The 20,741-nt window shown below is 71.0% G+C and carries 18 protein-coding genes; 12 read left to right on the plus strand and 6 right to left on the minus strand.

The features are described from left to right. Nucleotides 1-190: 190 nt before the first annotated feature. Nucleotides 191-1,579: an MFS transporter gene (locus GGR04_RS04525; protein ID WP_183198266.1), complete on the plus strand. Its 1,389-nt coding sequence runs from the start codon at nucleotides 191-193 to the stop codon at nucleotides 1,577-1,579. Between the two features lie 24 nt (nucleotides 1,580-1,603). Here the strand turns inward: GGR04_RS04525 and GGR04_RS04530 are convergent, their stop codons facing one another. Next, entirely contained in the window at nucleotides 1,604-2,401 is a 798-nt protein-coding gene (locus GGR04_RS04530) for an SDR family NAD(P)-dependent oxidoreductase (protein WP_183198268.1), read from the minus strand. Nucleotides 2,402-2,616: 215 nt separating this feature from the next. Here GGR04_RS04530 and GGR04_RS04535 point away from each other — a divergent pair, with 215 nt between their 5' ends. The 4 genes from GGR04_RS04535 (at nucleotide 2,617) to GGR04_RS04550 (ending at nucleotide 7,318) form a co-directional block, all read left to right on the plus strand. Next, on the plus strand, nucleotides 2,617-3,363 hold the full coding sequence (locus GGR04_RS04535) for a 16S rRNA (uracil(1498)-N(3))-methyltransferase (RefSeq protein WP_183198270.1): 747 nt from the start codon (nucleotides 2,617-2,619) through the stop codon (nucleotides 3,361-3,363). A 122-nt stretch (nucleotides 3,364-3,485) separates the two neighbouring features. Then, nucleotides 3,486-4,871: a glutamate--cysteine ligase gene (locus GGR04_RS04540; RefSeq protein WP_183198272.1), complete on the plus strand. Its 1,386-nt coding sequence runs from the start codon at nucleotides 3,486-3,488 to the stop codon at nucleotides 4,869-4,871. Nucleotides 4,872-5,013: 142 nt separating this feature from the next. After that, nucleotides 5,014-5,853: a DUF937 domain-containing protein gene (locus tag GGR04_RS04545; RefSeq protein ID WP_183198274.1), complete on the plus strand. Its 840-nt coding sequence runs from the start codon at nucleotides 5,014-5,016 to the stop codon at nucleotides 5,851-5,853. Between the two features lie 151 nt (nucleotides 5,854-6,004). Beyond that, nucleotides 6,005-7,318 (plus strand): hemolysin family protein, encoded by a 1,314-nt coding sequence (locus GGR04_RS04550; RefSeq protein ID WP_183198276.1) that lies wholly within the window; start codon nucleotides 6,005-6,007, stop codon nucleotides 7,316-7,318. Nucleotides 7,319-7,454: 136 nt separating this feature from the next. Here the strand turns inward: GGR04_RS04550 and GGR04_RS04555 are convergent, their stop codons facing one another. Further along, a complete protein-coding gene (locus GGR04_RS04555) occupies nucleotides 7,455-7,730 on the minus strand; it encodes a hypothetical protein (RefSeq protein ID WP_183198278.1) in 276 nt (91 codons plus the stop codon). Between the two features lie 185 nt (nucleotides 7,731-7,915). Here GGR04_RS04555 and GGR04_RS04560 point away from each other — a divergent pair, with 185 nt between their 5' ends. Then, nucleotides 7,916-8,875, plus strand: coding sequence for a LysR family transcriptional regulator (locus GGR04_RS04560; protein ID WP_183198280.1), 960 nt, complete (start codon nucleotides 7,916-7,918; stop codon nucleotides 8,873-8,875). A gap of 5 nt (nucleotides 8,876-8,880) precedes the next feature. Next, nucleotides 8,881-10,479 (plus strand): exodeoxyribonuclease VII large subunit, encoded by a 1,599-nt coding sequence (gene xseA, locus GGR04_RS04565; RefSeq protein ID WP_183198282.1) that lies wholly within the window; start codon nucleotides 8,881-8,883, stop codon nucleotides 10,477-10,479. A gap of 7 nt (nucleotides 10,480-10,486) precedes the next feature. Here xseA and GGR04_RS04570 read toward each other — a convergent pair whose 3' ends face one another. The 3 genes from GGR04_RS04570 to GGR04_RS04580 all read right to left on the minus strand — a co-directional run bounded on the left by GGR04_RS04570 (nucleotide 10,487) and on the right by GGR04_RS04580 (nucleotide 13,937). Continuing rightward, the gene (locus tag GGR04_RS04570) at nucleotides 10,487-11,980 is read right to left on the minus strand and encodes an MFS transporter (RefSeq protein ID WP_183198284.1); all 1,494 of its coding nucleotides are present in this window, start codon (nucleotides 11,978-11,980) and stop codon (nucleotides 10,487-10,489) included. Between the two features lie 297 nt (nucleotides 11,981-12,277). Continuing rightward, on the minus strand, nucleotides 12,278-12,835 hold the full coding sequence (locus GGR04_RS04575) for a GNAT family N-acetyltransferase (protein WP_183198286.1): 558 nt from the start codon (nucleotides 12,833-12,835) through the stop codon (nucleotides 12,278-12,280). A 319-nt stretch (nucleotides 12,836-13,154) separates the two neighbouring features. Continuing rightward, nucleotides 13,155-13,937 (minus strand): Bax inhibitor-1/YccA family protein, encoded by a 783-nt coding sequence (locus GGR04_RS04580; RefSeq protein WP_183198288.1) that lies wholly within the window; start codon nucleotides 13,935-13,937, stop codon nucleotides 13,155-13,157. Nucleotides 13,938-14,275: 338 nt separating this feature from the next. On the opposite strand from GGR04_RS04580, the gene GGR04_RS04585 reads away from it, so the two are divergent. Then, nucleotides 14,276-15,304: an SDR family NAD(P)-dependent oxidoreductase gene (locus GGR04_RS04585; protein WP_183198291.1), complete on the plus strand. Its 1,029-nt coding sequence runs from the start codon at nucleotides 14,276-14,278 to the stop codon at nucleotides 15,302-15,304. Between the two features lie 30 nt (nucleotides 15,305-15,334). On the opposite strand, the gene GGR04_RS04590 is transcribed toward GGR04_RS04585, so the two are convergent. Then, the gene (locus GGR04_RS04590; protein WP_183198293.1) at nucleotides 15,335-16,210 is read right to left on the minus strand and encodes a dienelactone hydrolase family protein; all 876 of its coding nucleotides are present in this window, start codon (nucleotides 16,208-16,210) and stop codon (nucleotides 15,335-15,337) included. A 215-nt stretch (nucleotides 16,211-16,425) separates the two neighbouring features. Here GGR04_RS04590 and GGR04_RS04595 point away from each other — a divergent pair, with 215 nt between their 5' ends. From GGR04_RS04595 to GGR04_RS04610, 4 genes are all read left to right on the plus strand, one after another. Further along, nucleotides 16,426-17,454 (plus strand): acyltransferase family protein, encoded by a 1,029-nt coding sequence (locus GGR04_RS04595; RefSeq protein WP_183198295.1) that lies wholly within the window; start codon nucleotides 16,426-16,428, stop codon nucleotides 17,452-17,454. A gap of 85 nt (nucleotides 17,455-17,539) precedes the next feature. After that, nucleotides 17,540-17,974: a DUF1810 domain-containing protein gene (locus tag GGR04_RS04600; RefSeq protein WP_183198297.1), complete on the plus strand. Its 435-nt coding sequence runs from the start codon at nucleotides 17,540-17,542 to the stop codon at nucleotides 17,972-17,974. Continuing rightward, the gene (locus tag GGR04_RS04605) at nucleotides 17,971-20,121 is read left to right on the plus strand and encodes a glycoside hydrolase family 3 N-terminal domain-containing protein (protein ID WP_183198299.1); all 2,151 of its coding nucleotides are present in this window, start codon (nucleotides 17,971-17,973) and stop codon (nucleotides 20,119-20,121) included. The genes GGR04_RS04600 and GGR04_RS04605 overlap by 4 nt, the downstream gene beginning before the upstream one ends. Then, nucleotides 20,118-20,741: a hypothetical protein gene (locus GGR04_RS04610; protein WP_183198301.1), complete on the plus strand. Its 624-nt coding sequence runs from the start codon at nucleotides 20,118-20,120 to the stop codon at nucleotides 20,739-20,741. Before GGR04_RS04605 ends, GGR04_RS04610 begins: the two co-directional genes overlap by 4 nt.

Here is a 20,741-nt window from a genome sequence, read left to right on the forward strand (position 1 = left end):
CGGAAACCGCACTTCGTTTTGCGGGTAGATGCGAAGGCGCATCCTCGCGGCAACCCGCCCATCGTCAGTTTGCCATAGCATCCCGGTCCGCAAAGCTTGCCGGCGCCTCGCTTTCGTCCATCTTTCCCGCCATCGACAGGTCGCGCGGCCGCCATGCCCGCGCTCCTCTCCCGTCCGGACCCGGCTCCCCGTGAAACGCATCGTTCCCGTCGTGCTCGCCGTGGCCCTGTTCATGGAGAACATCGATTCCACGGTCATCGCGACCTCGCTCGCGACCATTGCCGCCGACATCGGCACCAGCCCCATCGCCCTGAAGCTGGCGCTGACGAGCTACTACGTCTCGCTCGCGGTGTTCATTCCCATTTCCGGCCGCATGGCCGACCGCTTCGGCGCCAAGCCGGTGTTCCAGTGCGCCATCGGCGTGTTCATGGCGGGGTCGCTCGCCTGCGGCTTTGCCGGCTCGCTCGAGGGGTTCGTCGCGGCGCGCTTCCTGCAAGGGATCGGCGGGGCGATGATGACGCCGGTCGGGCGCATGCTGCTGGTGCGCGCCGTGCCGAAATCCGATCTCGTCGGCGCCATGGCCTGGTTCACCATTCCCGCGCTGGTCGGGCCGCTGATCGGCCCGCCGCTCGGCGGCGCCATCGCCACCTATGCCGACTGGCGCTGGATCTTCTACGTCAACCTGCCGATCGGCGTCGCCGGGGTGCTCCTCGCGCAGCGCTTCCTGCCGGCGGTGGACCGAGTTCCCGGCATCACCTTCGACTGGCCGGGCTTCGCGCTCTCGGGCCTCGCCTGCGCCGGCGTCGTGTTCGGCCTCTCCGTCGTCTCGCTGCCTGCGCTGCCGCCGCTCTTCGGCGCCGCGCTGGCGCTGGCGGGGATCGCGATGGCCGCGCTCTACGTGCGCCATGCCCGGCGCACCGAGCGGCCCGTGCTGGAACTGCGGCTCCTGGAGATCCCGACGCTGCGCGCCGCCGTGATCGGCGGCGGCATCTTCCGGCTCGGCGCCGGCGCCGTGCCCTTCCTCTTCCCGCTGATGCTGCAACTCGGCTTTGGCTACACGCCGCTGCAGTCGGGCCTCGTCAGCGCCGTCTCGATCGGCGGCGCGATGATGATGAAGGCGCTGGTGAAGCCGATCCTCAAGCGCTTCGGCTTCCGCACCACGCTCACCGCCGCGGCGCTGGTCGGCGGCACGCTGATGGGGGCGATCGGCTTCTACCGGCCGGAGACCCCGGTGCTGGTCCTCGTGGTGCTGCTCTTGATCGGCGGCTTCTTCCGCTCGCTCTTCTTCACCGGCGTCAACACGCTGGCCTTCGCCGACGTCTCGAAGACGCGCACGGGCGACGCCACCTCGATGCTCGCCGCCTTCCAGCAGATCGCGATCGCCGGCGGCGTCGCCATGGCCGGCGGCATTCTGGAGATCGGCATCGCGCTGAACGGCACGGGAACGGCGACGGTCGCCGACTTTTCGGTGGCCTTCTTCGTCGTCGGCATCGTCACGGTCGTCGCCGCACTGCCCTTCCGGCGCCTGCCCGACGAGGCCGGCGCCGAGGTCGCGGGGCGCCGCCTGCCGGCCGAGTGACCGGCGAACAGGCGCCCGCCCCCGTCAGTTGCCGACCGCCTGCACCGAACCGCCGTCCACGCGGTAGTTCGCGCCGTTGACGAAGGAGGCGCGCTCCGAGACGAGGAGCGCGATCACCGCCGCCACCTCCTCCGCCCGGCCGCGGCGCTTCTGCACGATGCCCGGACGCTCTTCCTCGAGGAAGCTCTCGATCGCCTCGTCGAACGAGGTGCCGTTCTCCTCGGCCCGCTTCGTCATCATCTCATCGGTCATGTCGGTGGCGATGAAGGCGGGCGAGACGGTGTTGCAGAGGATGCCGTCGGCGGCGGCGCGGTAGGAGAGCCCCTTCACGAAGGCCACCACCGCGGCCTTGGCCGTGTTGTAGGTCGCCTCCTCCCAATAGGGCTGGGCGGCGTTCTCGGAGGCGATGCAGACGAAACGGCCCCAGCCGCCGCGCTTCATCACCGGCAGCGCATGGCGCGCGATGCGCACGGCCGAGAGGAAGTCGGTCTCGTAGGCCTCGCGGTAGTCGTCGTCGGCGAGGTCGATCGGATCGCCCTTGGCGCCGGTGATGCCGGCGGTGTGCACCACGATGTCGATCGTCCCGAACCGGTCGAGCGCCGTGCGCACGAGGTCGCGCACCGCGTCGTCGTCGGTCATGTCGGCCCCGACCACCAGCGTCTCGGCCGGGAGCGAGGCGGCCTGCGCCTCCATGCCCTCGAGGTCCTTGTCGGTGAGCACGAGGCGCACGCCCTCTTCGGCGAGAAGCCGGGCGGTGGCAAGGCCCATGCCGCCGTTGGCGCCGGTGATGATGGCGACGCGGTTGCGGATCTGCAGGTCCATGGGGGTCCTTGTCGGGTTCGGGGTCGGGTTCGGGGGCGCGCGGGAACAAGCACTGGGCGAAGGACCGTCTCGGCCGCTACGGGGGTGGAGGCGCTGGAAACCGCGCGCGTTCTCGCTAGAACGAGCGTTGGGAGGCCAACCGCCTTCGGTCGCTCGGCTAACGCCGCTCGGGCCGATCGGGTTCGGCCGGATCCGTTCTCCTGCCGGCGAAACCCATGCCCGACTACGATTTCTCCGGACCCCGCCTGTTCCTCGAGCCGACGATCGAGCGCGACGTGGCGATCGAGGCGACGGTCCCGCAAGCGAACTATCTCCTCAACGTGCTGCGCCTGGATGAAGGCGCGGCGATTCTCGTCTTCAACGGGCGCGACGGCGAATGGCGGGCGCAGCTCCGGCGCGAAGGGCGCAAGCGCCTGTTCCTCGTGCCGACGAAGCACCTGCGCGACCAGATGCCGCTGCCCGACCTGCACTACTGCTTCGCGCCGCTGAAGTCGGCGCGGCTCGACTACACCGTGCAGAAGGCCGTGGAGATGGGCGCCGGCCTCCTCCAGCCGGTTCAGACGCAGCACACGCAGGCGCCCCGCTTCAACGTGGAGCGCGCGAAGGCCAACGCGGTGGAGGCCTGCGAGCAGTGCGGCGTGCTCGCCGTGCCTGAGGTTCGCGACATCGTGAAGCTCGACCGGCTGCTGGCCGGCTGGGACGCGGCGCGCACGCTGGTCTTCTGCGACGAGCGCGCGGGCGCCGAGCCGCCGCTGGCGACGCTCAAACCCCTCGCCGATCGCCCGATCGGCCTTCTCGTCGGGCCCGAGGGCGGCTTTTCGGCGGCCGAGCGCGAGATGCTGCTCGCCCTGCCCTTCGTGCGCGCCATTTCGCTGGGACCGCGGATCCTGCGCGCCGACACCGCGGCCGTCGCGGCGCTGGCGGTTCTCCAGGCCGCCGCGGGAGACTGGCCGCGCAGCTGACGCGCGCGCCGGACCGTTCACGGTAAAAGCGCTTGCGCCTCCCGGCGAAAGCGGACATGCACCGTTCGCCTCGGCCGGGAGCGGCGGAGCCGAGACTTTTCGCATCCAGGCCGGAGCACTCGATGGCGCGCGATACGACCGATCTGACAGAGATCGCCGACCTGAACGAACTGGTCGGCCACATCGCCGAGGGCGAGAAGCCGGCGGAGGCGTTCCGCATTGGCACCGAGCACGAGAAGTTTCCCTTCTACACAGCCGACCTCTCGCCCGTGCCCTACGAGGGCGAGCGCGGCATCCGCGCGCTCCTCGACGGCATGCAGGCGCTTTCGGGCTGGGAGGCGATCGTCGACGACGGGCGCATCATCGGCCTCGCCGGCGCGGCCGGGGCCGGCGCCATCTCGCTCGAACCCGGCGGCCAGTTCGAGCTCTCCGGCGCGCCGGTCGAGACGCTGCACGAGACCTGCCGCGAGTCGAACGCGCATCTGGCCGATCTTCGCGACGTCGCCGAACCGCTCGGCATCCGCTTCCTCGGCCTCGGCGCCAGCCCCGTCTGGACGCTCGAAGAGACGCCGGTGATGCCGAAGTCGCGCTACGAGATCATGGCGCGCTACATGCCGAAGGTCGGGACGCGCGGCCTCGACATGATGTTCCGCACCTCCACCATCCAGGTCAATCTCGACTTCTCTTCCGAGCGCGACATGCGCCGCAAGATGCAGGTCGGCATGCGCCTGCAGGCGGTGGCCTCGGCGCTCTTCGCCAATTCGCCGTTCACCGAGGGGCGGCCGAACGGCCTCGTCTCCTGGCGCTCCGACGTCTGGTCCGACGTCGACAACCGTCGCTCCGGCCTTCTGCCCTGCGCCTTCGAGGAGAGCTTCGGCTACCGCGACTACGTCGAATGGGCGCTCGACGTGCCCATGTATTTCGCGATGCGCGACGGGCGCTACTTCGACGCCACCGACATCACCTTCCGCCAGTTCCTCGACGGCGCGGTGCCCGCGACGCTGCGCGGGCGCGCCGGGCCCCTCGTTCCCAATCACGGCGACTGGGCCAACCATCTCTCCACCCTCTTCCCCGACGTGCGGCTGAAGCGCTTCCTCGAGATGCGCGGCGCCGACGGCGGCCCGTGGCGCGGCATCTGCGCGCTGCCCGCCTTCTGGACCGGCCTCCTCTACGACGAGGCCGCGCTCGACGAGATCGAGTCGACGACGCGCGACTGGAGCTTCGAGGAGGTCTCGGCGCTACGCCGCGAGGTGCCGCGTCTCGGTCTCGCGACGCCCTTCCGCGAGGGCACCGTGCTCGCCATCGCCCGCCGGGCAGTGGCGATCTCGCGCGAGGGTCTGGCGCGGCGCGCGCGGCTCAACGCCGCCGGCGAGGACGAGACGATCTTCCTGCAGCCGCTGGAGGACGTGGTGGCGCGCGGGCACACCGTCGCCGAGGATCTCCTGCGGCTCTACGAGGGCCCCTGGGGGGGACGCCTCGAGCCGCTGTTCCGGCACATGGCCTACTAGCACCGGGCTCCCGGCCGGCCTTGCGGAAGGGCCTGTCGTCTTTTCGTCGTGAACGGCTTGTGGCGCCGGCCCGGCCGCGCCATCCTGGCAAGCACGACCGGCCGCCTTCGCGCTTCCTGCGGCGGCCCCGGCGGGAGGGGCGATGACCGATTTCTTCGACTGGCTGCGCGCGGGCGACGCGGGCCCTGCCGCCGAGCAGATCGCCGCGCATTTCCGATTGAGCCAAGAGGAGATGCGCCGCACCGCCGACGCGCTGGTGCCGGCCTTCATGCTGGGCATGCAGCGCGCCATGGCCGACCCCGCCGGCTGGACCGACCTCGTCGGCCGCGTCGGCCAGGCCACGGCCGGCGGCGGCGGGCTGTTTCCCGGCGCCGCGGCCGGGCGCACCGTCATGGACGGCCTCTTCAACGCCGACCTGATGCACGCGATCGCGCGCCAGGCCTCGATGCTCACCGGCCAGGCGCCGGACGTCATCGAGAAGATGATGCCGATGCTGGGGGCGCTGACCTTCCAGTCGATGCTGCGCACGCTGGCGGCGGCGCCCGGCAGCTTTCCCACCGACGCCGCCGGCCAGACGATTGCCGAAGCCATGAGGCGCAGCGCGAACGCGGTAGAGGCGTTCAGCCGCCCCTCCGCGCAAGGCGCGCCCGGCCGCCCGGCCGCCCCCGCCATGGCCTCGCTCTTCGCCGAGGCGCTGAAGGGCGGCGTGCCCTGGATGCCCGGCGGCGGCGGCGCTTCCGCAACGCCCGGCGACCCGTTCGGCTTCTTCGGTTCGATGATGAAGGCCTTCGTGCCGCCCGGCGCCCCTCCGACGACCCCGGGCGCCTCCCGGCCCGGCGCGGCGAAGGGGGAACCCGGCACCGCCGATGGCGCACCGGCCGACCCGTTCTTCGGCCTGATGGACAATGCCCGCTCGCTGCAGGCGGACTACGTTCGCGAGATGCTGTCGCTCTTCGAGCGCCATCGCCCGACGAAACCCTGACGCGCCCGGTCTTCAGCCGCCGAGGCCGCCACGAAGACTGGCACCGCGCCGCAAAAGATTTTGCCGATACGGCCTTGGACGGCGACGGACCCGCCCCCTATAGTGCGGGAGACTGAAACGCGCGGGATCGTCGTATCCCCACGGAACCCGGATGCTGATCGCTAATCTTCTCATCGTCGTCTTCCTCATCGTTCTCAATGGCTTCTTCGCGATGTCGGAACTGGCGGTGGTGTCCTCGCGGCGTGCCCGCCTCCAGCAGATGGCCCAGAACGGCAAGCGCGGGGCGAGCGGCGCCCTCAAGCTGATCGACGATCCCACCAGCTTCCTGTCGACCGTCCAGGTCGGCATCACCCTCGTCGGCATCTTCGCCGGCGCGTACGGCGCCTCGTCCTTCTCGGGCCCGGTCGCCACGTTCCTCGGCGGGCTGCCGCTCATCGGTCCCTATGCCGAAGGCCTGTCCTTCGGCATCGTCGTGGTGCTCATCACCTATTTCTCGCTGATCATCGGCGAGCTGGTGCCCAAGCGCTTCGCCCTCGCCAATCCCGAGGCCATCGCCTGCTTCGTCTCCTCGCCCATGCGCTTCCTCGCGCGCATCGGCCTGCCGATCGTCTGGTTCCTGCGCGTCTCCACCGAGATCGTCGGCAAGCTGGTGGGCGCGGGCAAGGCCAACGAGAACGCGGTGACCGAGGAGGAGGTCAAGGCGATGATCGCCGAGGGCACCGAATCGGGCGTCTTCGAGGAGAAGGAGCGCGAGATGATCGAGGGGGTGCTGCGCATCGCCGATCGCAACGTGCGCTCCATCATGGTGCCGCGCCCCGACGTCGCCTGGGTCTCGCTGGCCGACGAGCCCAGCGTCATTCTCGACGAGATCCATCTCAGCGGCCATTCGCGCTTTCCCGTCGCCGCCGAGGACATCGACGATCTCGTGGGCGTCGTGCAGGCCAAGGAGCTGCTCGAGCAGTATCGCACCACCGGCAGCATCGACGTGAAGGCGGTGATCCGCGAGCCGCTCTACGTCAACGAGACCATGCCGGTGCTGAAGCTCCTTGACCGCTTCCGCACCTCCAACATCCACATGGCGATCGTGCTCGACGAATACGGCTCGTTCGAGGGCGTGGTGACGCCCACCGACATTCTCGTCTCCATCGCCGGTTCGCTGCCCGAGGGCGCGAGCGACGACTACGGCGCGACGCAGCGCCCCGACGGCTCCTACCTGATCGACGCCGGCATGCCGATCGATGACGTCGAGCGGCGCCTCGCGGATGCCAAGCTGCCCGAGGAGCGCGACTACGAGACGCTCGCCGGCTTCATCCTCGACCAGTTCGGCCACATTCCCGAAGTCGGCGAAGCCATCCAGTACGGCGCCTGGCGCTTCGAGGTGGTGGATCTCGACGGGCGCCGCGTCGACAAGATTCTGGCGACGCGCACCGGCGAACTCGCCGGCGCCCTGCGCGAGAACGCCTGATCGCCAAGCCGCTTTCCCGGCGGCAACGAAACGAAAAAAGGCCGGGAGGGCGCCGCGATCGTCGCGGATACCCTCCCGGCCTTCCATGTCTCGCATCCCTCCAAGTCCGACCGGCGATCCCCAGCCGGCGGGGGAATCAGTCGCGCGCGGGCGACCGGCGGCGGCGGCCCGCCGCCATCGCCATCTTGAAGGTCGGATCCTCGCGCCAGTCGGCATGCATCGCCTCATGCACGTCGTCGCGCTTCAGGCCGATGTCGGTGAGAAGATAGTCCGGCAGTTCCGACACGCGGTAGGCGGCACGGCGATTGAGAAAGGTCCGCACGATCGCGCGAAGGGCCGAAAGACCGGTGGCGAACGCCGGTGCCAGGGTTTCGGTGATCCGGGAAGCCGGTGTCTTCGAAGCGAGCGTCATGGCCGTTTCTCCTTTCGAGTGCCATATCGGGGGTCAGACATGCCTCCGGCGGTCCGGCGAACGGGGTGTTCACCGGTGGAAAAGCCGTTGGGCGGGCGTGACAGGATCTGAGATAGATCGCCTTGACGGATCAGACCAACGAATGTTTCTTATGCGGGTCATCAGCTAACGCGATGGATCAGACGATGGCCAATCCACTCGATCTCGACCAGCTCCGCACCTTCGTGGCGATCGTCGACACCGGCTCGTTCACGCGCGCCGCCGAAGAGGTGTTCAAGACGCAGTCCGCCGTCTCCATGCAGGTGCGCCGGCTGGAGGAGCGCCTCGGCACCGAGCTCTTCGAGCGCTCGGGCCGCGCGGTGAAGCTGACCGACGCCGGCAGCCGCCTTCTCGCCTATGCGCGGCGCATGCTCGCGCTCAGCCAGGAGACACTGTCCGCCTTCGACGAGGAGACGATCGAGGGGCACGTGCGCATCGGCCTGCCCGACGACTATGCCGAGCGCTTCCTGCCCGAGATCATGGCGCGCTTCGTGCGCTCCAACCCGCGCGTCGAACTGCAGATCGCCTGCGAGACGACGTCGAGCCTCATCGAGCATATCGACAAGGGCCATCTCGACGTCGCGCTCGTCTGCCCGACCAAGAGCAGCGCCTGGTCGGAGATCGTGCGGCGCGAGCCGCTGCACTTCGTCACCTCCGCCTCGCATTCGGTGCACGAGGAGCCGGTGCTGCCGCTGGCGATCGGCCGGCAGGACTGCGCCTGGCGGCGTCAGGGCATCGAGGCGCTCGACGGGATCGGCCGCGCGCACCGCGTGCTCTTCACCTCCTGGTCGGCGCAGATCGTCACCTCCGCGGTGCTCGCCGGTCTGGCCGTCAGCGTGCTGCCGGAATGCGCGCTGCGTCCGGGCATGCGGGTGCTCGGCGAGGCCGACGGCTTCCCGCGGCTGGAGGACGCAGAGATCGCGGTCATGCGCGGGCGCAACACCAACACGCCGGTGATCTCGGCCCTCGTCGAGCATATCCGCGAGAGCCTGCAGAATCTGGCGCCGGTCGCCGCGCCGATCCGCCCGCGCCTCGCCGAAACCCGGACGACGCGCCCCTCGCTGCTGCGCCCGGCCGCCGGGCCCCAGCGTCTGGTCGGGGTCTGAGAGCGGTGAGTGCGCTTCGCGAGACGGCCGCGACCAACGTCGCCGAATATTCCGTCACCGAGATCTCCGGCGCGCTGAAGCGCACGGTGGAGGAGACGTTCGGCCACGTGCGCGTGCGCGGCGAGATTTCCGGCTATCGCGGGCCGCATTCCTCCGGCCATGCCTATTTCGCGCTGAAGGACGACAAGTCGCGGCTCGAAGCCGTGGTCTGGCGCACGAGCTTCGCCAAGCTCGCCTTCAAGCCCGAAGAGGGGCTGGAGGTCATCGTCACCGGCAAGCTCACGACCTTTCCGGGCTCGTCGAAATACCAGATCGTGATCGAGGCGATGGAGCCCGCCGGCGCCGGCGCGCTGATGGCGCTTCTCAACGAGCGCCGGTTGAGGCTCGAGGCCGAGGGGCTGTTCGCGGCCGAGGCCAAGCGCCCGCTGCCCTTCCTGCCGCGCGTCATCGGCGTCGTCACCTCGCCGACCGGCGCGGTGATCCGTGACATCCGCCACCGCATCGCCGACCGCTTTCCCCTGCATCTCCTCGTCTGGCCGGTGCGCGTGCAGGGCGAGACCTGCGGCGCGGAGGTGAGCGCGGCGATCGCCGGCTTCAACGCGCTGCCCGAGGGCGGCAAGATCCCGCGCCCCGACCTTCTCATCGTGGCGCGCGGCGGCGGCTCGCTCGAGGATCTCTGGGGCTTCAACGACGAGGCGGTGGTGCGCGCCGCCGCAGCCTCGTCGATCCCGCTGATCTCGGCCGTCGGCCACGAGACCGACTGGAGCCTCCTCGACCACGCCGCCGACCGGCGCGCCCCGACCCCGACCGGCGCCGCCGAGATGGCCGTGCCGGTGCGCGCCGATCTCGTGGCGACGCTTGCGGCGCTGGACGCGCGCTCGGGCGCGGCGATCTCGCGCGGGCTGCAGGGCGAGCGGCGCGCCGTGGCGGCGCTGGCCCGCGCCCTGCCCTCTGCCGACACGCTGCTGGCGCTGCCGCGCCGACGGCTCGACGAGGCCGACGCCGGCCTCGGCCGCTCGCTGCGGAGCCTTTTCTCCGACCGGCGGCGCGATCTCGTGGAGATCGGCTCACAGCTCTCGCCCCAGCGGCTGGAGGCGGCCCTGCGCGACAAGCGCGGCGAGCTGCGTCATGCCGACCAGCAGGCGCTGCACGCGGTCGGCCTGTCGCTCGCCCGCCACCGCCACCGGCTCGACCGGCTCGCCGGCGCCTTCCGCCCGCACATCGTCGCCGCCCGCTCCGACGAGGCGCGCCACCGCTTGCTGACGGCGGGCGACCGGCTCGATCGCGCCTTCAAGGGGCTGCAGGATCGGCGCCGTGCGGCGCTCGGCGCTTCCTGGCGCATGGCCTCCAGCCTCGATCCGCGCCAGGTGCTGGAGCGCGGCTACGCCATCGTGCGCGGCGCCGGCGACGTGCCGATCACCCGGGCTGAGGATCTCGTGCCGGGCTCGCGCTTCGAGATCGAGTTCGCCCACGGTCGCAAGCGCCCGGCGCTGGCGCTCGACCCCGCGGGCGAACTGCCCGAGACGCCGGAAGCCCGCCCCGCGCGGCCGGCCCGGCGTGCTCGCCGGGCCCACACCGAGACGGTGCAGGGCGACCTCTTCTGACGCAGCGTCAACGGACGCGATCGAGGCTTTCGGCGGCTTCCGTCGCCGGCGCCTTGGCCGGCTCCGGCGCGCCCTCGCCATGGCCGCTGATCTCGCGCCCGGCATCGGCCGCGAAGCGCGCGTTCCAGATCGTCGCCGCCAGCGAGATCGCCACCACCACCGCGAAGGCCGCCGAGAAGTCGGCGAGCTGCGGCGTCGCGTGGTCCCGCCATTGCATCGAGCCGTGCAGCGCCAGCGCGGCGACGCAGATGCCGAGCGACAGCATGAGCTGCTGGAACGTCGTGTAGAAGCTCGTCGCCGAGCTCATCTGGCGGTTCGAGATGCTGTCGTAGGCCACCGTGTTGTAGGCGGTGAACTGGAACGACATCGAGAAGCCGCAGACCATGAGCACCCCGAAGATCAGCGGCAGCGGCCAGTCCGGCCGAAAGAAGGCGCAGAGGCCGTAGAGCAGCACCGCCGCGACGCCGTTCGCCATCAGTGCGTCGCGAAAGCCGAAGCGGCGCAGCAGGCGCGGCGCCAGCGCCTTCATGGCGAGCGAGCCGATCGCGGTGGCGATGGTGATCAGTCCGCTCGTCGCGGCCGAAAGGCCGAAGCCGAGCTGCATCATCAGCGGCAGCAGGAAGGGCTGCGCCCCTTGCGTGATGCGCGTCAGCGAGCCCGCGATCACCGAGGTGCCGAACGAGGGCACACGCATCAGCGAAAGATCGAGGATCGGCGCGGGATGGCGCCTTGCGTGACGCAGGTAGAGGGCACCCGAGACGAGGCCGAGCGCGACGAGCGCCAGCGCGGTCAGCCCCTCGCCGTCGCGGCTCGCCATCTCGAAGCCGAAGAGCAGCGAGCCGAGCGAGATGCCGGACATCACCATGCCCCAGCGGTCGAACGGCCCCATGACCTCGCCGCGCGTCTCGTCGATGAAGAGCGTGACGAGCACCATGCCGAGAAGTCCGATCGGCACGTTGATGTAGAAGATCCAGCGCCAGTCGGCATAGGTCACGATGAGGCCGCCGACGGGGGGCCCGAGGATCGGGCCGATCAGCGCGGGCACGAGCAGCCAGGACATGGCCGAGACGAGGTCGCGCCGCTCCACCGAGCGCAGGAGCACGAGCCGGCCGACCGGCATCATCATCGCCCCGCCGAGCCCCTGCAGCAGCCGCGCTGCCACGAGAAGCCCGAGGTTCGGCGCGAGCGCGCAGAGGATCGAGCCCAGCACGAAGACGCCGATCGCGGCGCGAAACACGGTGCGCGAACCCCAGCGGTCGGCCATCGCGCCGCTTGCCGGAATGAACACGGCGAGGCTGATGAGATAGGAGGTGAGCGCGATGCTCATCGCCGGCGCGCCGACGCCGAAGTCGCGCGCCATCGTTGGCAGGGCGGTTGCGAGGATCGTCGCATCGAGCTGCTCCATGAACATGGCGCTGGCGACGATGAGGGCGACGGTGCGGAAGTTGCGGGGGGCACGGGACGCGGCGGCGATGCCGGCGCCGGAGGTGGAAACCGACATGGGATCGAGACGAACGCTTCACGGGCGGCGATGAGCCGGGCCGCCGGACGGCGTGACACCTACGAGGGAGATCGCAGGGCCGACATACGATCGGCCGCCCGCGATTGCCAGCCTTTTCCGGTCACGATTGACCGCGCGGGCGAACCCGGCGTGATGGCAGCGGAGCACTTCCCGCGAGGGCACGGCGGGGCCGCGCGCCGCGTTGCGCTTGGAAACGACAAAACCATCGCCGACCTCTGGGCGTCTGACGAGCGAACGGCCGGCATCGCGGACCGCTCGGGAACGCGCCTTCGGCCCCTACCCCATCGTGCCGGGATAGGCCGCCTCGTCGGGGAGCGTGTCGCGCCCCTCGCCGAGCCGGTACTGCATGAACACGGTGTCGATCCAGCGCCCGAACTTGAAGCCCGAGCCCTCGAAAATGCCGATGTGTTGGAAGCCGACGCGCTCGTGCAGCTTGATCGAAGGCTGGTGGTCGGAGCCGCCGATCACCGCGATCATCTGCCGGAACCCCTTCTCCTCGCAGACCTCCACCAGCCGGCGTAGCAGCGCGGTGCCGATGCCCTTCCCCTTGGCCTCCGGCAGCATGTAGACGGAATCCTCCACCGACCAGCGATAGGCGGGGCGCGCCCGGAACGGGCCGGCATAGGCATAGGCCACCACGACGCCTTCGGCATCGAGCGCCACGAGGTAGGGATAACCCTGCCCCGTCAGGTTGCGGAACCGCGTCGCCATCTCCGCCTCGTCCGGCGGCACCAGCTCATACGTCGCCGTGCCGTGCAGAACCGCATCCTCGTAGATCCGCCGCAGGGCCGGCACGTCCTCGATCACCGCGTCGCGGAGGGTGAATGCACTCATGGTTTCGATGGCCTCGCCTTCGGGAATCACTCCCGTCCACCATAGGCGCGCCGCCGGGACGGCTCAACGTGGGCGGTGGTTGGAAGTGGGGCTGCCGCCCCGAACCCCGCCCGAGGGCTGACACCCCCGGACCCCTGCTTCTCTTTGATCGATGATGGGGGCGGACCAACGGCCCACCCCCGTCATCGAAGGAAGTGAGGGGGTTCCAAGGGCCTCAGGCCCTTGGCGGGGCCGGGGGCAGCGCCCCCGTCTTCCCAACGCGCCCACGAAAAAGGGCGGCCCGAGGGCCGCCCTTCGATCGACTGGCGTGGCAGGTCGCTTACGAGTTGCGGTTGCCGAAGAGCTGCAGCAGGAACATGAACATGTTGATGAAGTTCAGGTAGAGCGACAGGGCGCCCATGATCGCCTTGCGGCCGGCCACCAGCGTGTCGTCGCCCTCCCAGTACATCTCCTTGATGCGCTGCGTGTCGTAGGCGGTGAGGCCGGCGAAGACGAGGACGCCGATTACCGACACCGCGAAGGCGAGCGCCGAGGACTGCAGGAAGATGTTGACGATCATCGCGATGACGATGCCGAACACGCCCATGATCAGGAACGAGCCCATGCCCGACAGATCGCGCTTGGTGGTGTAGCCGAAGAGCGAGAGCGCGCCGAACGAGGCGGCCGTGATGAAGAAGACCTGGGTGATCGACTGCTGGGTGTAGACGAGGAAGATCGTCGACAGCGATAGGCCGACCATCGCGGCATAGGCCCAGAAGGTCGCCTGCGCGGCCTGGGTGCTCATGCGATTGATGCGCGCGGCGAGGAAGAACACCATCGCAAGCGGCGCGAACATCAGCACCCATTTGAGCGGCGAGTCGTAGATCGCCGCGCCGAACTGGGTAACCATCACGCCGCGGATCTGGCCCACCGCGTTGGCGGGATCGCTCGTGGTGGCCAGGGAGTAGACGCCGTAGGCCGACGCACCCGTGATGGCGAGACCCGCCGCCATCAGGTTGTAGACCTTCAGCATGTAGGCCCGCAGGCCCTGGTCGATCGCGGCGTCGGTTCGGCTTCCCGCCACGGGGACGCTGCGAAGCCCCGCATTCCACTTGTCAGCCATCGAATTTCCCTTTCTCGGTGTTCCCGCCGGTGTTGGTGAACCCTCGAGCCGGGTTCACGCATGCCGCTGGCGGAACGCCCAGCAAGCCTTGCCCGAAATATGCGGTTCGCACCCAGCCGCAGCAAGGCCCCCGGCGCCGGCAGACGTCGGAATCACCGTTCGGGCGATTAAATCTTCGTTATTCGGCCTGGTTGCGCCCAAATCGGGCAGGCGCAGCCCTGCAGGGTCCGGCCCCTTCGCCTCAAGGGTTGCGATGGTTGACATGCGGCGCGGTCTCGCCGCTATCGCTCGTTGTGAAACGGGCGCCGGCGACGGCCACTGAGCGGAAAGGCGAACCCATGCGGTTTCTGGTGACGGGCACGGCGGGCTTCATCGGCTTCCATCTGGCGCGGCGGCTGCTGGCGGAGGGGCACGACGTCACCGGCTTCGACGCGATGACGAGCTACTACGACGTGCGCCTGAAGGAGGCCCGGCATGCCATCCTCGAACGCTCCGAGCGCTTCACCGCCCACATCGGCCGGCTGGAGGACCGGGACGCGCTCGACCGGGCGGCCGAGGCGGCGCGGCCCGACATGCTCGTGCATCTCGCGGCGCAGGCCGGCGTGCGCCATTCGATCGACCATCCCCAGACCTATGTCGACGCCAATCTCGTCGGCTCGTTCAACGTGCTGGAGCTCGCCCGCGCGCTGAAGCCGCGCCATCTGCTGCTGGCCTCCACCAGCTCGGTCTACGGCGCCAACGAGGCCATGCCGTTTCGCGAGATCGACCGCGCCGACCACCCGGTCTCGCTCTACGCCGCCACGAAAAAGGCGCTGGAGGCGATGTCGCATTCCTACGCCCATCTCTTCGCGGTGCCGACGACCTGCTTCCGCTTCTTCACGGTCTACGGGCCATGGGGGCGGCCCGACATGGCGCTGTTCAAGTTCGTCGACGCGATCCGCGCGGGACGCCCGATCGACATCTACGGCGAGGGGCGCATGCAGCGCGACTTCACCTATGTCGACGACCTCGTGGAGGCGATCGTGCGGCTGGCGCACGCCGTGCCCGAGCGCGGCTGCCCCGTCGCCGCGCCGGAGGGCGTCGCCGACACCCTGTCGCCGGTCGCCCCTTGGCGCGTCGTCAACATCGCGGGCGGCGAGCCGGTGGGCTTGATGCCCTTCGTCGAGACGATCGAGCGCTGCCTCGGCCTCCCGGCGATCCGCAACATGCTGGCGATGCAGCCGGGAGACGTCGTCTCGACCTTCGCCGACCCGCGCCTTCTGGAGGCGCTCACCGGCTACCGCCCGGCGACGAGCGTCGAGACCGGCGTCGAGGCCTTCGTGCGCTGGTATCTCGACGTCTACGAGCCGCTGCGCGCCGCCGCGTGAGCGCCGGCGCGCCGCCGGTGCCCTCGTCCGTCAGGCCAGCTTCTCGCGCAGGAAGCCGGTGGTGCGCTCCCATGCCAGATCCGAGGCCGCCTTGTCGTAGCGGGCCGCGGACGTGTCGTTGTTGAAGGCGTGGTTGACGCCGTCATAGACGAAGATGCGGTGCTCGACCTTGGCCGCCTCCAGCGCCGCGCGATAGGCGGGCAGGCCGGCATTGATGCGCTCGTCGAGGCCGGCATAGTGCAGCATCACCGCGCCGCGGATGCGCGCGACGTCCTCGGTCTTCGGCTGCCGCCCGTAATAGGCGATTCCGGCCGCGAGGCGGGGATCGGCCACCGCGAGATCGTTGACCAGCCCGCCGCCCCAGCAGAAGCCGACGGCGCCGACCTTGCCGTTGACGCCCGAAGCCTTCGCGAGCCAGTCGGCGGTGCCGGTGGCGAGCGCCACGGTGCAGGCGGGATCGAGCCCGCCGATCATCGCGCGCGCCCGGTCCTCGTCGGCCGGCGTGCCGCCATCGGGAGAGAGGAAGTCGGGCGCGAGCGCCGCGAAGCCGGCCTTCGCCATCCGCCGCGCGACGTCCTCGACATGGGCGTTGAGACCGCGGTTCTCGTGGATCACCATCACCCCGCCGAGCAGCCCGGCCGCCGCCGCCGGGCGCGCGAGATAGCCCTGCATCGGCGTGCCGCCCGCATCGAACGCGGTGCGCCCGGCGGTGACGGACGGATCATCCGGCGCCACCACGGCCGCGGCGGCCCCGGACGCCGCGAGCAGCGGCGCGATGGCGGCCGCCGCCGCGGCCGAGCCAGCAAGGCCCGTGAGCTTGCCCATGAAGCCGCGCCGGTCGAGCGTCAGATGGGTGTATTCGTCGTAGGCGTCGATCATCGCCTGCGTGATGCGGGGCTCGGACATCGGGTCTCCTCCTCGGGCCGTCGGCCACGGCGCCCATCTTCGCCGTGTCGCGAGCGGGCACAAGCGGGCCGGCCGATCTCCCGCGAACGTGACGGCGGGCCGCGGGCCGTGCGGAGCCCCGTTTACCGCAATACGCGGTGGCGTTGGACGACGCTTGGGCAAACCTGCGACAAGACGTCCGGCAGAAGGCGATCGAAGCGGGGAACGGGCTCGACATGGGCGAGGCGCGAGCGATGACGGCGGAGCGTTCGGTGGGGCTCGACTGCGGCCGCACCGTGGCGGTGGTTGCGGTGGTGTTCGTCCACACGCAGGCGAATGTTCCCTTCACCACCGCCTGCGACGTCGCCACGCGGTTCGCCGTGCCGTTCTTCTTCCTTCTGGCCGGCTTCTTCCTCCGCGTGCCCGCCGGCCCGATCGCGCCCGCGCTGCGGCAGGTCGCCCTGCGCACGCTCGCGCCCTTCGCGCTCTGGCTGGCGATCTACCTCCTGTGGTTCCAGCCGCCGATGTCGGACTGGCGCTCGCCCATCTTCCTCGTCAAGCTTCTGGTGCAGGGCGGGCCGGCGCACCACCTCTGGTTCCTGCCTTCGCTCGCCGTGTCTTCGGCCCTGCTCCTCGTGCTGCTGAAGCGCGGCGCCGCGCCGGGCACGGTGGCGGCGATCGCGGCGGGGCTCTACCTCGTCGGACTCCTGTTCGGCGCCTATCACGACGCCGTCTTCGGCGGCGACTTCTTCTGGAACACGCGCAACGGCCCGTTCTTCGGCTTTCCCTTCATGGCGATCGGCGCGCTGATCGCGCGCAGCCCGGTGCGGCCGACCCTCGCGGCCTCGCTGGCGATCCTCGTCGCCGGGGCGGCGCTCCATGCCGGCGAGATCGTGACGCTCGACCGGTTCGGCGTCCGCTTCGAGCACGACCAGCTCCTCGGCACGCTGCCCTATGCGCTCGGCTTCTTCCTGACGGCGATGAACCTGCCGGCGAACGCCGCGACGTCGGCGCTCGCGCGGCTCGGCCCCTACAGCCTCGGCATCTACTGCGTGCATCTCCTCGCCATCGAGGGCGTGCAGGCCGCGCTCGCCCCCGTTGCGCCGACGCCGCCGACCTCGCCCTACCTGGTCGGCCTTCTGGCCGCCGTCCTCTCGATCGGCTTCTGCGCGGTGCTCGTTCAGGTGCCGGCGCTGGCGCCGCTCGTGCGCACGGGCCGGCGCACGCCGGCGTACGGCAAGGCCACGCTCCGGCCCGCCGGGTAAGCGGCCCGCCATCAATCGGCTGGATTCGCGCGCCCTGCTGCGGCAGACCGGTGCTCGGCGGAAGGCCAGCGAAAGGACGGAACACGTGAACCCGGCGTACGATCTCGAACGCTTCGTGACGGCGCAGGACGCGCTCTGGCCGGCGGTGCAGCGCGAACTCGCCGCCGGCGCCAAGCGGAGCCACTGGATGTGGTTCGTGTTCCCCCAGATCGCCGGCCTCGGGCACAGCGCCACCTCGCGCCACTACGCGCTCGCCTCGCTCACCGAGGCGCAGGCCTATCTCGCCGATCCCCTTCTCGGCGCAAGACTGCGCGAGTGCACAGATCTCGTGCTGGCGGTGCAGGGCCGCTCGGCGCACGCGATCTTCGGCTCGCCCGACGACATGAAGTTCCGCTCCTCGATGACGCTGTTCGCGCAAGCCGCGCCCGGTGAGCGGCGTTTTGCGGAGGCGATCGAGCGCTTCTTCGCGGGCGTGCCCGACGCAGCGACCCTGCGCCTTCTGGCGGGCGGCGCGGCGTGAGCCGCATCGACGAGCTTCTGGCGGCGATGACGCCCGAGGAGAAGATCGGGCAGTTGGTGATGCGCGCCGCCGGCTTCTCGGTCACCGGGCCGGTGCTCGGGGGAGACGCGACCGACGACGTGCGGGCGGGGCGAACGGGCAGCCTTCTCAACGTCTTCGGGCCCGAGGCGACGCGCGCCATCCAGCGAGTCGCGGTGGAGGAATCGCGCCTGCGCATCCCGCTGCTGCTGGGCTTCGACGTGGTGCACGGGCACCGCACGGTCTTTCCGCTGCCGATCGCCGAGGCCGGCGCCTTCGACCCCGATCTCTGGGAGCGCACGGCGCGCGCGAGCGCCGTGGAGGCGGCGAAGGACGGCGTCAAGCTCGTCTTCGCGCCGATGATCGACATTGCCCGCGACCCGCGCTGGGGGCGGATCGCCGAGAGCCCCGGCGAGGATCCGCTCATTGCCGCGCTCTTCGCCGAGGCCAAGGTGGCGGGGTTGCAGGGCGACGACCTCGGCCATGAGACCGCGGTGGCGGCCACCGCCAAGCATTTCGTCGCCTATGGCGCGGCGGAGGCGGGGCGCGACTACGCCACGACCGATCTCTCCGAGCGCACGCTGCACGAGACCTACCTGCCGCCCTTCGAGGCGGCCGTGCAGTCCGGCGTCGCGGCGGTCATGCCGGCCTTCTCCGATCTCGCGGGCGTGCCGATGACGGCGAACCGCCGGCTGCTGCAAGACTGGCTGCGCGGCACCGCGGGGTTCGAGGGGGTCGTCGTCAGCGACTATCATGCGCTCGCCGAGCTGATCGCGCACGGCGTCGCGGCCGACGCGGTGGAGGCCGCCGCGCTGGCGATGCGGGCCGGCGTCGACATCGACATGATGAGCGAGGTCTATCGCGAGGGGCTGGCGCCCGCGCTGGCGCGCGGCCTCGTGGAGATCGAGGCGGTGGACGCCGCCGTGCGGCGCGTGCTGGCGCTGAAGGAGCGGCTCGCGCTGTTCGAGCGGCCCTACGGCCCGGACGCGGCCCCCGAGGCCGAGGCGCTGGAAGAGCGCCGCGCCGCCCGCCGGCTGGCGCGCGAGGCCGCCGCCCGCTCGATCGTTCTGCTGACCAACCGTAACGCCACGCTGCCGCTGCCGCAAACGCCCCAGCGCATCGCGGTGGTCGGGCCGCTGGCGGATGCGCGCGCCGACATGCTCGGCTGCTGGTCGGGCGCGGGCGAGGCGCGCGACGCCGTCAGCGTCTTCGAGGGGCTGGCCGCCGCTCGGCCCGACTGCGACTGGCGCCTCGCACCCGGCATCGGCATCCGCGACGGCGACGATTCGCGCGTCGAGGCCGCGCTCGGGGTGGCAGCCGCGGCCGATCTGGTGATCCTGTGTCTGGGCGAAGCCAGCGACATGAGCGGCGAGGCCGCCAGCCGCAGCGATCTCGCCCTACCCGGCCTGCAGCAGGACTTCGCAGATCGCGTACTGGCGCTCGGCCGGCCGGTCGTGGCGGTGCTCTCGGGCGGCCGGCCGCTCGCGGTGCAGGGGCTCGCGGAGGGGGCCGAAGCCCTCCTCGCCACCTGGTTTCTCGGCCACGAGGCCGGCAACGCGCTGGCGGACGTCCTCACCGGCCGCACGGGGCCGAGCGCGCGCCTGCCCGTCACCTGGCCGCGCTCGGTGGGGCAGGTGCCCCTCCACTACGACGCGCGACCCTCCGGGCGCCCGGCCTCGCCCGAGCACTACACGAGCAAATATATCGACGGGCCGGTGACGCCGCTCTTTCCCTTCGGCCACGGCCTGACCTACGGCCGCTTCGAGCTGACGGGGCTGCACGCCGATCGGCCGGTCGCCCATTCCGGCGAGACGGTGGCGGTGACCGCCGAACTCGCCAACACGGGCGATCATTTCGGCGAGGAGACGCTGTTCCTCTTCACGCGACGCCCGGTCTCGGCGGTGGCCCGGCCGCGGCTGACGCTGAAGGCCTTCGGCCGCCTCGCCCTCGCGCCGGGCGCGCGCGGCCGCCTGACGATGCTGCTGCCGGTGGAGGCGCTGCGCAGCCTGGACGCGGATCTCCGGCCCACGCTCGAGCCCGGCGCAGTGGAGCTGCTCGTCGGCCCCTCTGCCGATCCCGAACGCCTCGTCTCGTTCTGGATCGAGGTCCGCGCGGGGCGGCGGGCGTGAGCGACGGCGCGGGCGGGATCACCCGGCGCGGCTTTATGGTCGGCGCGGCGACGCTCGCAGCCTTGCCGGGCCCCGCGCGGGCCGTGCCGAGCATCCAGCACCGGCGCGTGCTCCTCCTGCCGCAAGCTCTCGCCGATCACGCGGCGCTCGCCGGGCTCGTGGCGCGCGACCAGGCGACGGAAGCGGGCCAGCCGCTGGCGATCGCCGCGGCGATGCCGCCGGCGTTTCGATACGGTCCGACGCTCACGCTGGTCTCGCCGGCGAGCCTCCTCGCCGTGCCGCCGGCCATGCTGCTGCGGCTCGTTCTCGCCGCCCCGCTGGGCATCGCCGCGGCGGTCGTCGCAGCGCCCGCGCCGGCCCGGTCGGCGCCCGGCCTGCCGGCTCTGGCGGAGGCGCTCGGCCGGCTTCTGGCGGAAAGGGAAGCGCCCGCGACGACGATCTGGGTCCATGCCGATGGCGCGCGGGCGCGCGGGGCCGAAGCGACGGAGCGCACGATCCTCGACGGCCTGCGGACGGGGCTCGGCGAAGCGAGCGCGGGAGTGGAGGTACTGACGGTGGCACTCGGACCCGGCGAGCCGGCGGGCGCGGTGCCGACGCTGCGCGCGATGCCGCTCGCCTGA

Origin of the sequence: Aureimonas pseudogalii (assembly GCF_014196835.1) — a bacterium.
Taxonomy (GTDB): Bacteria; Pseudomonadota; Alphaproteobacteria; order Rhizobiales; family Rhizobiaceae; genus Aureimonas; species Aureimonas pseudogalii.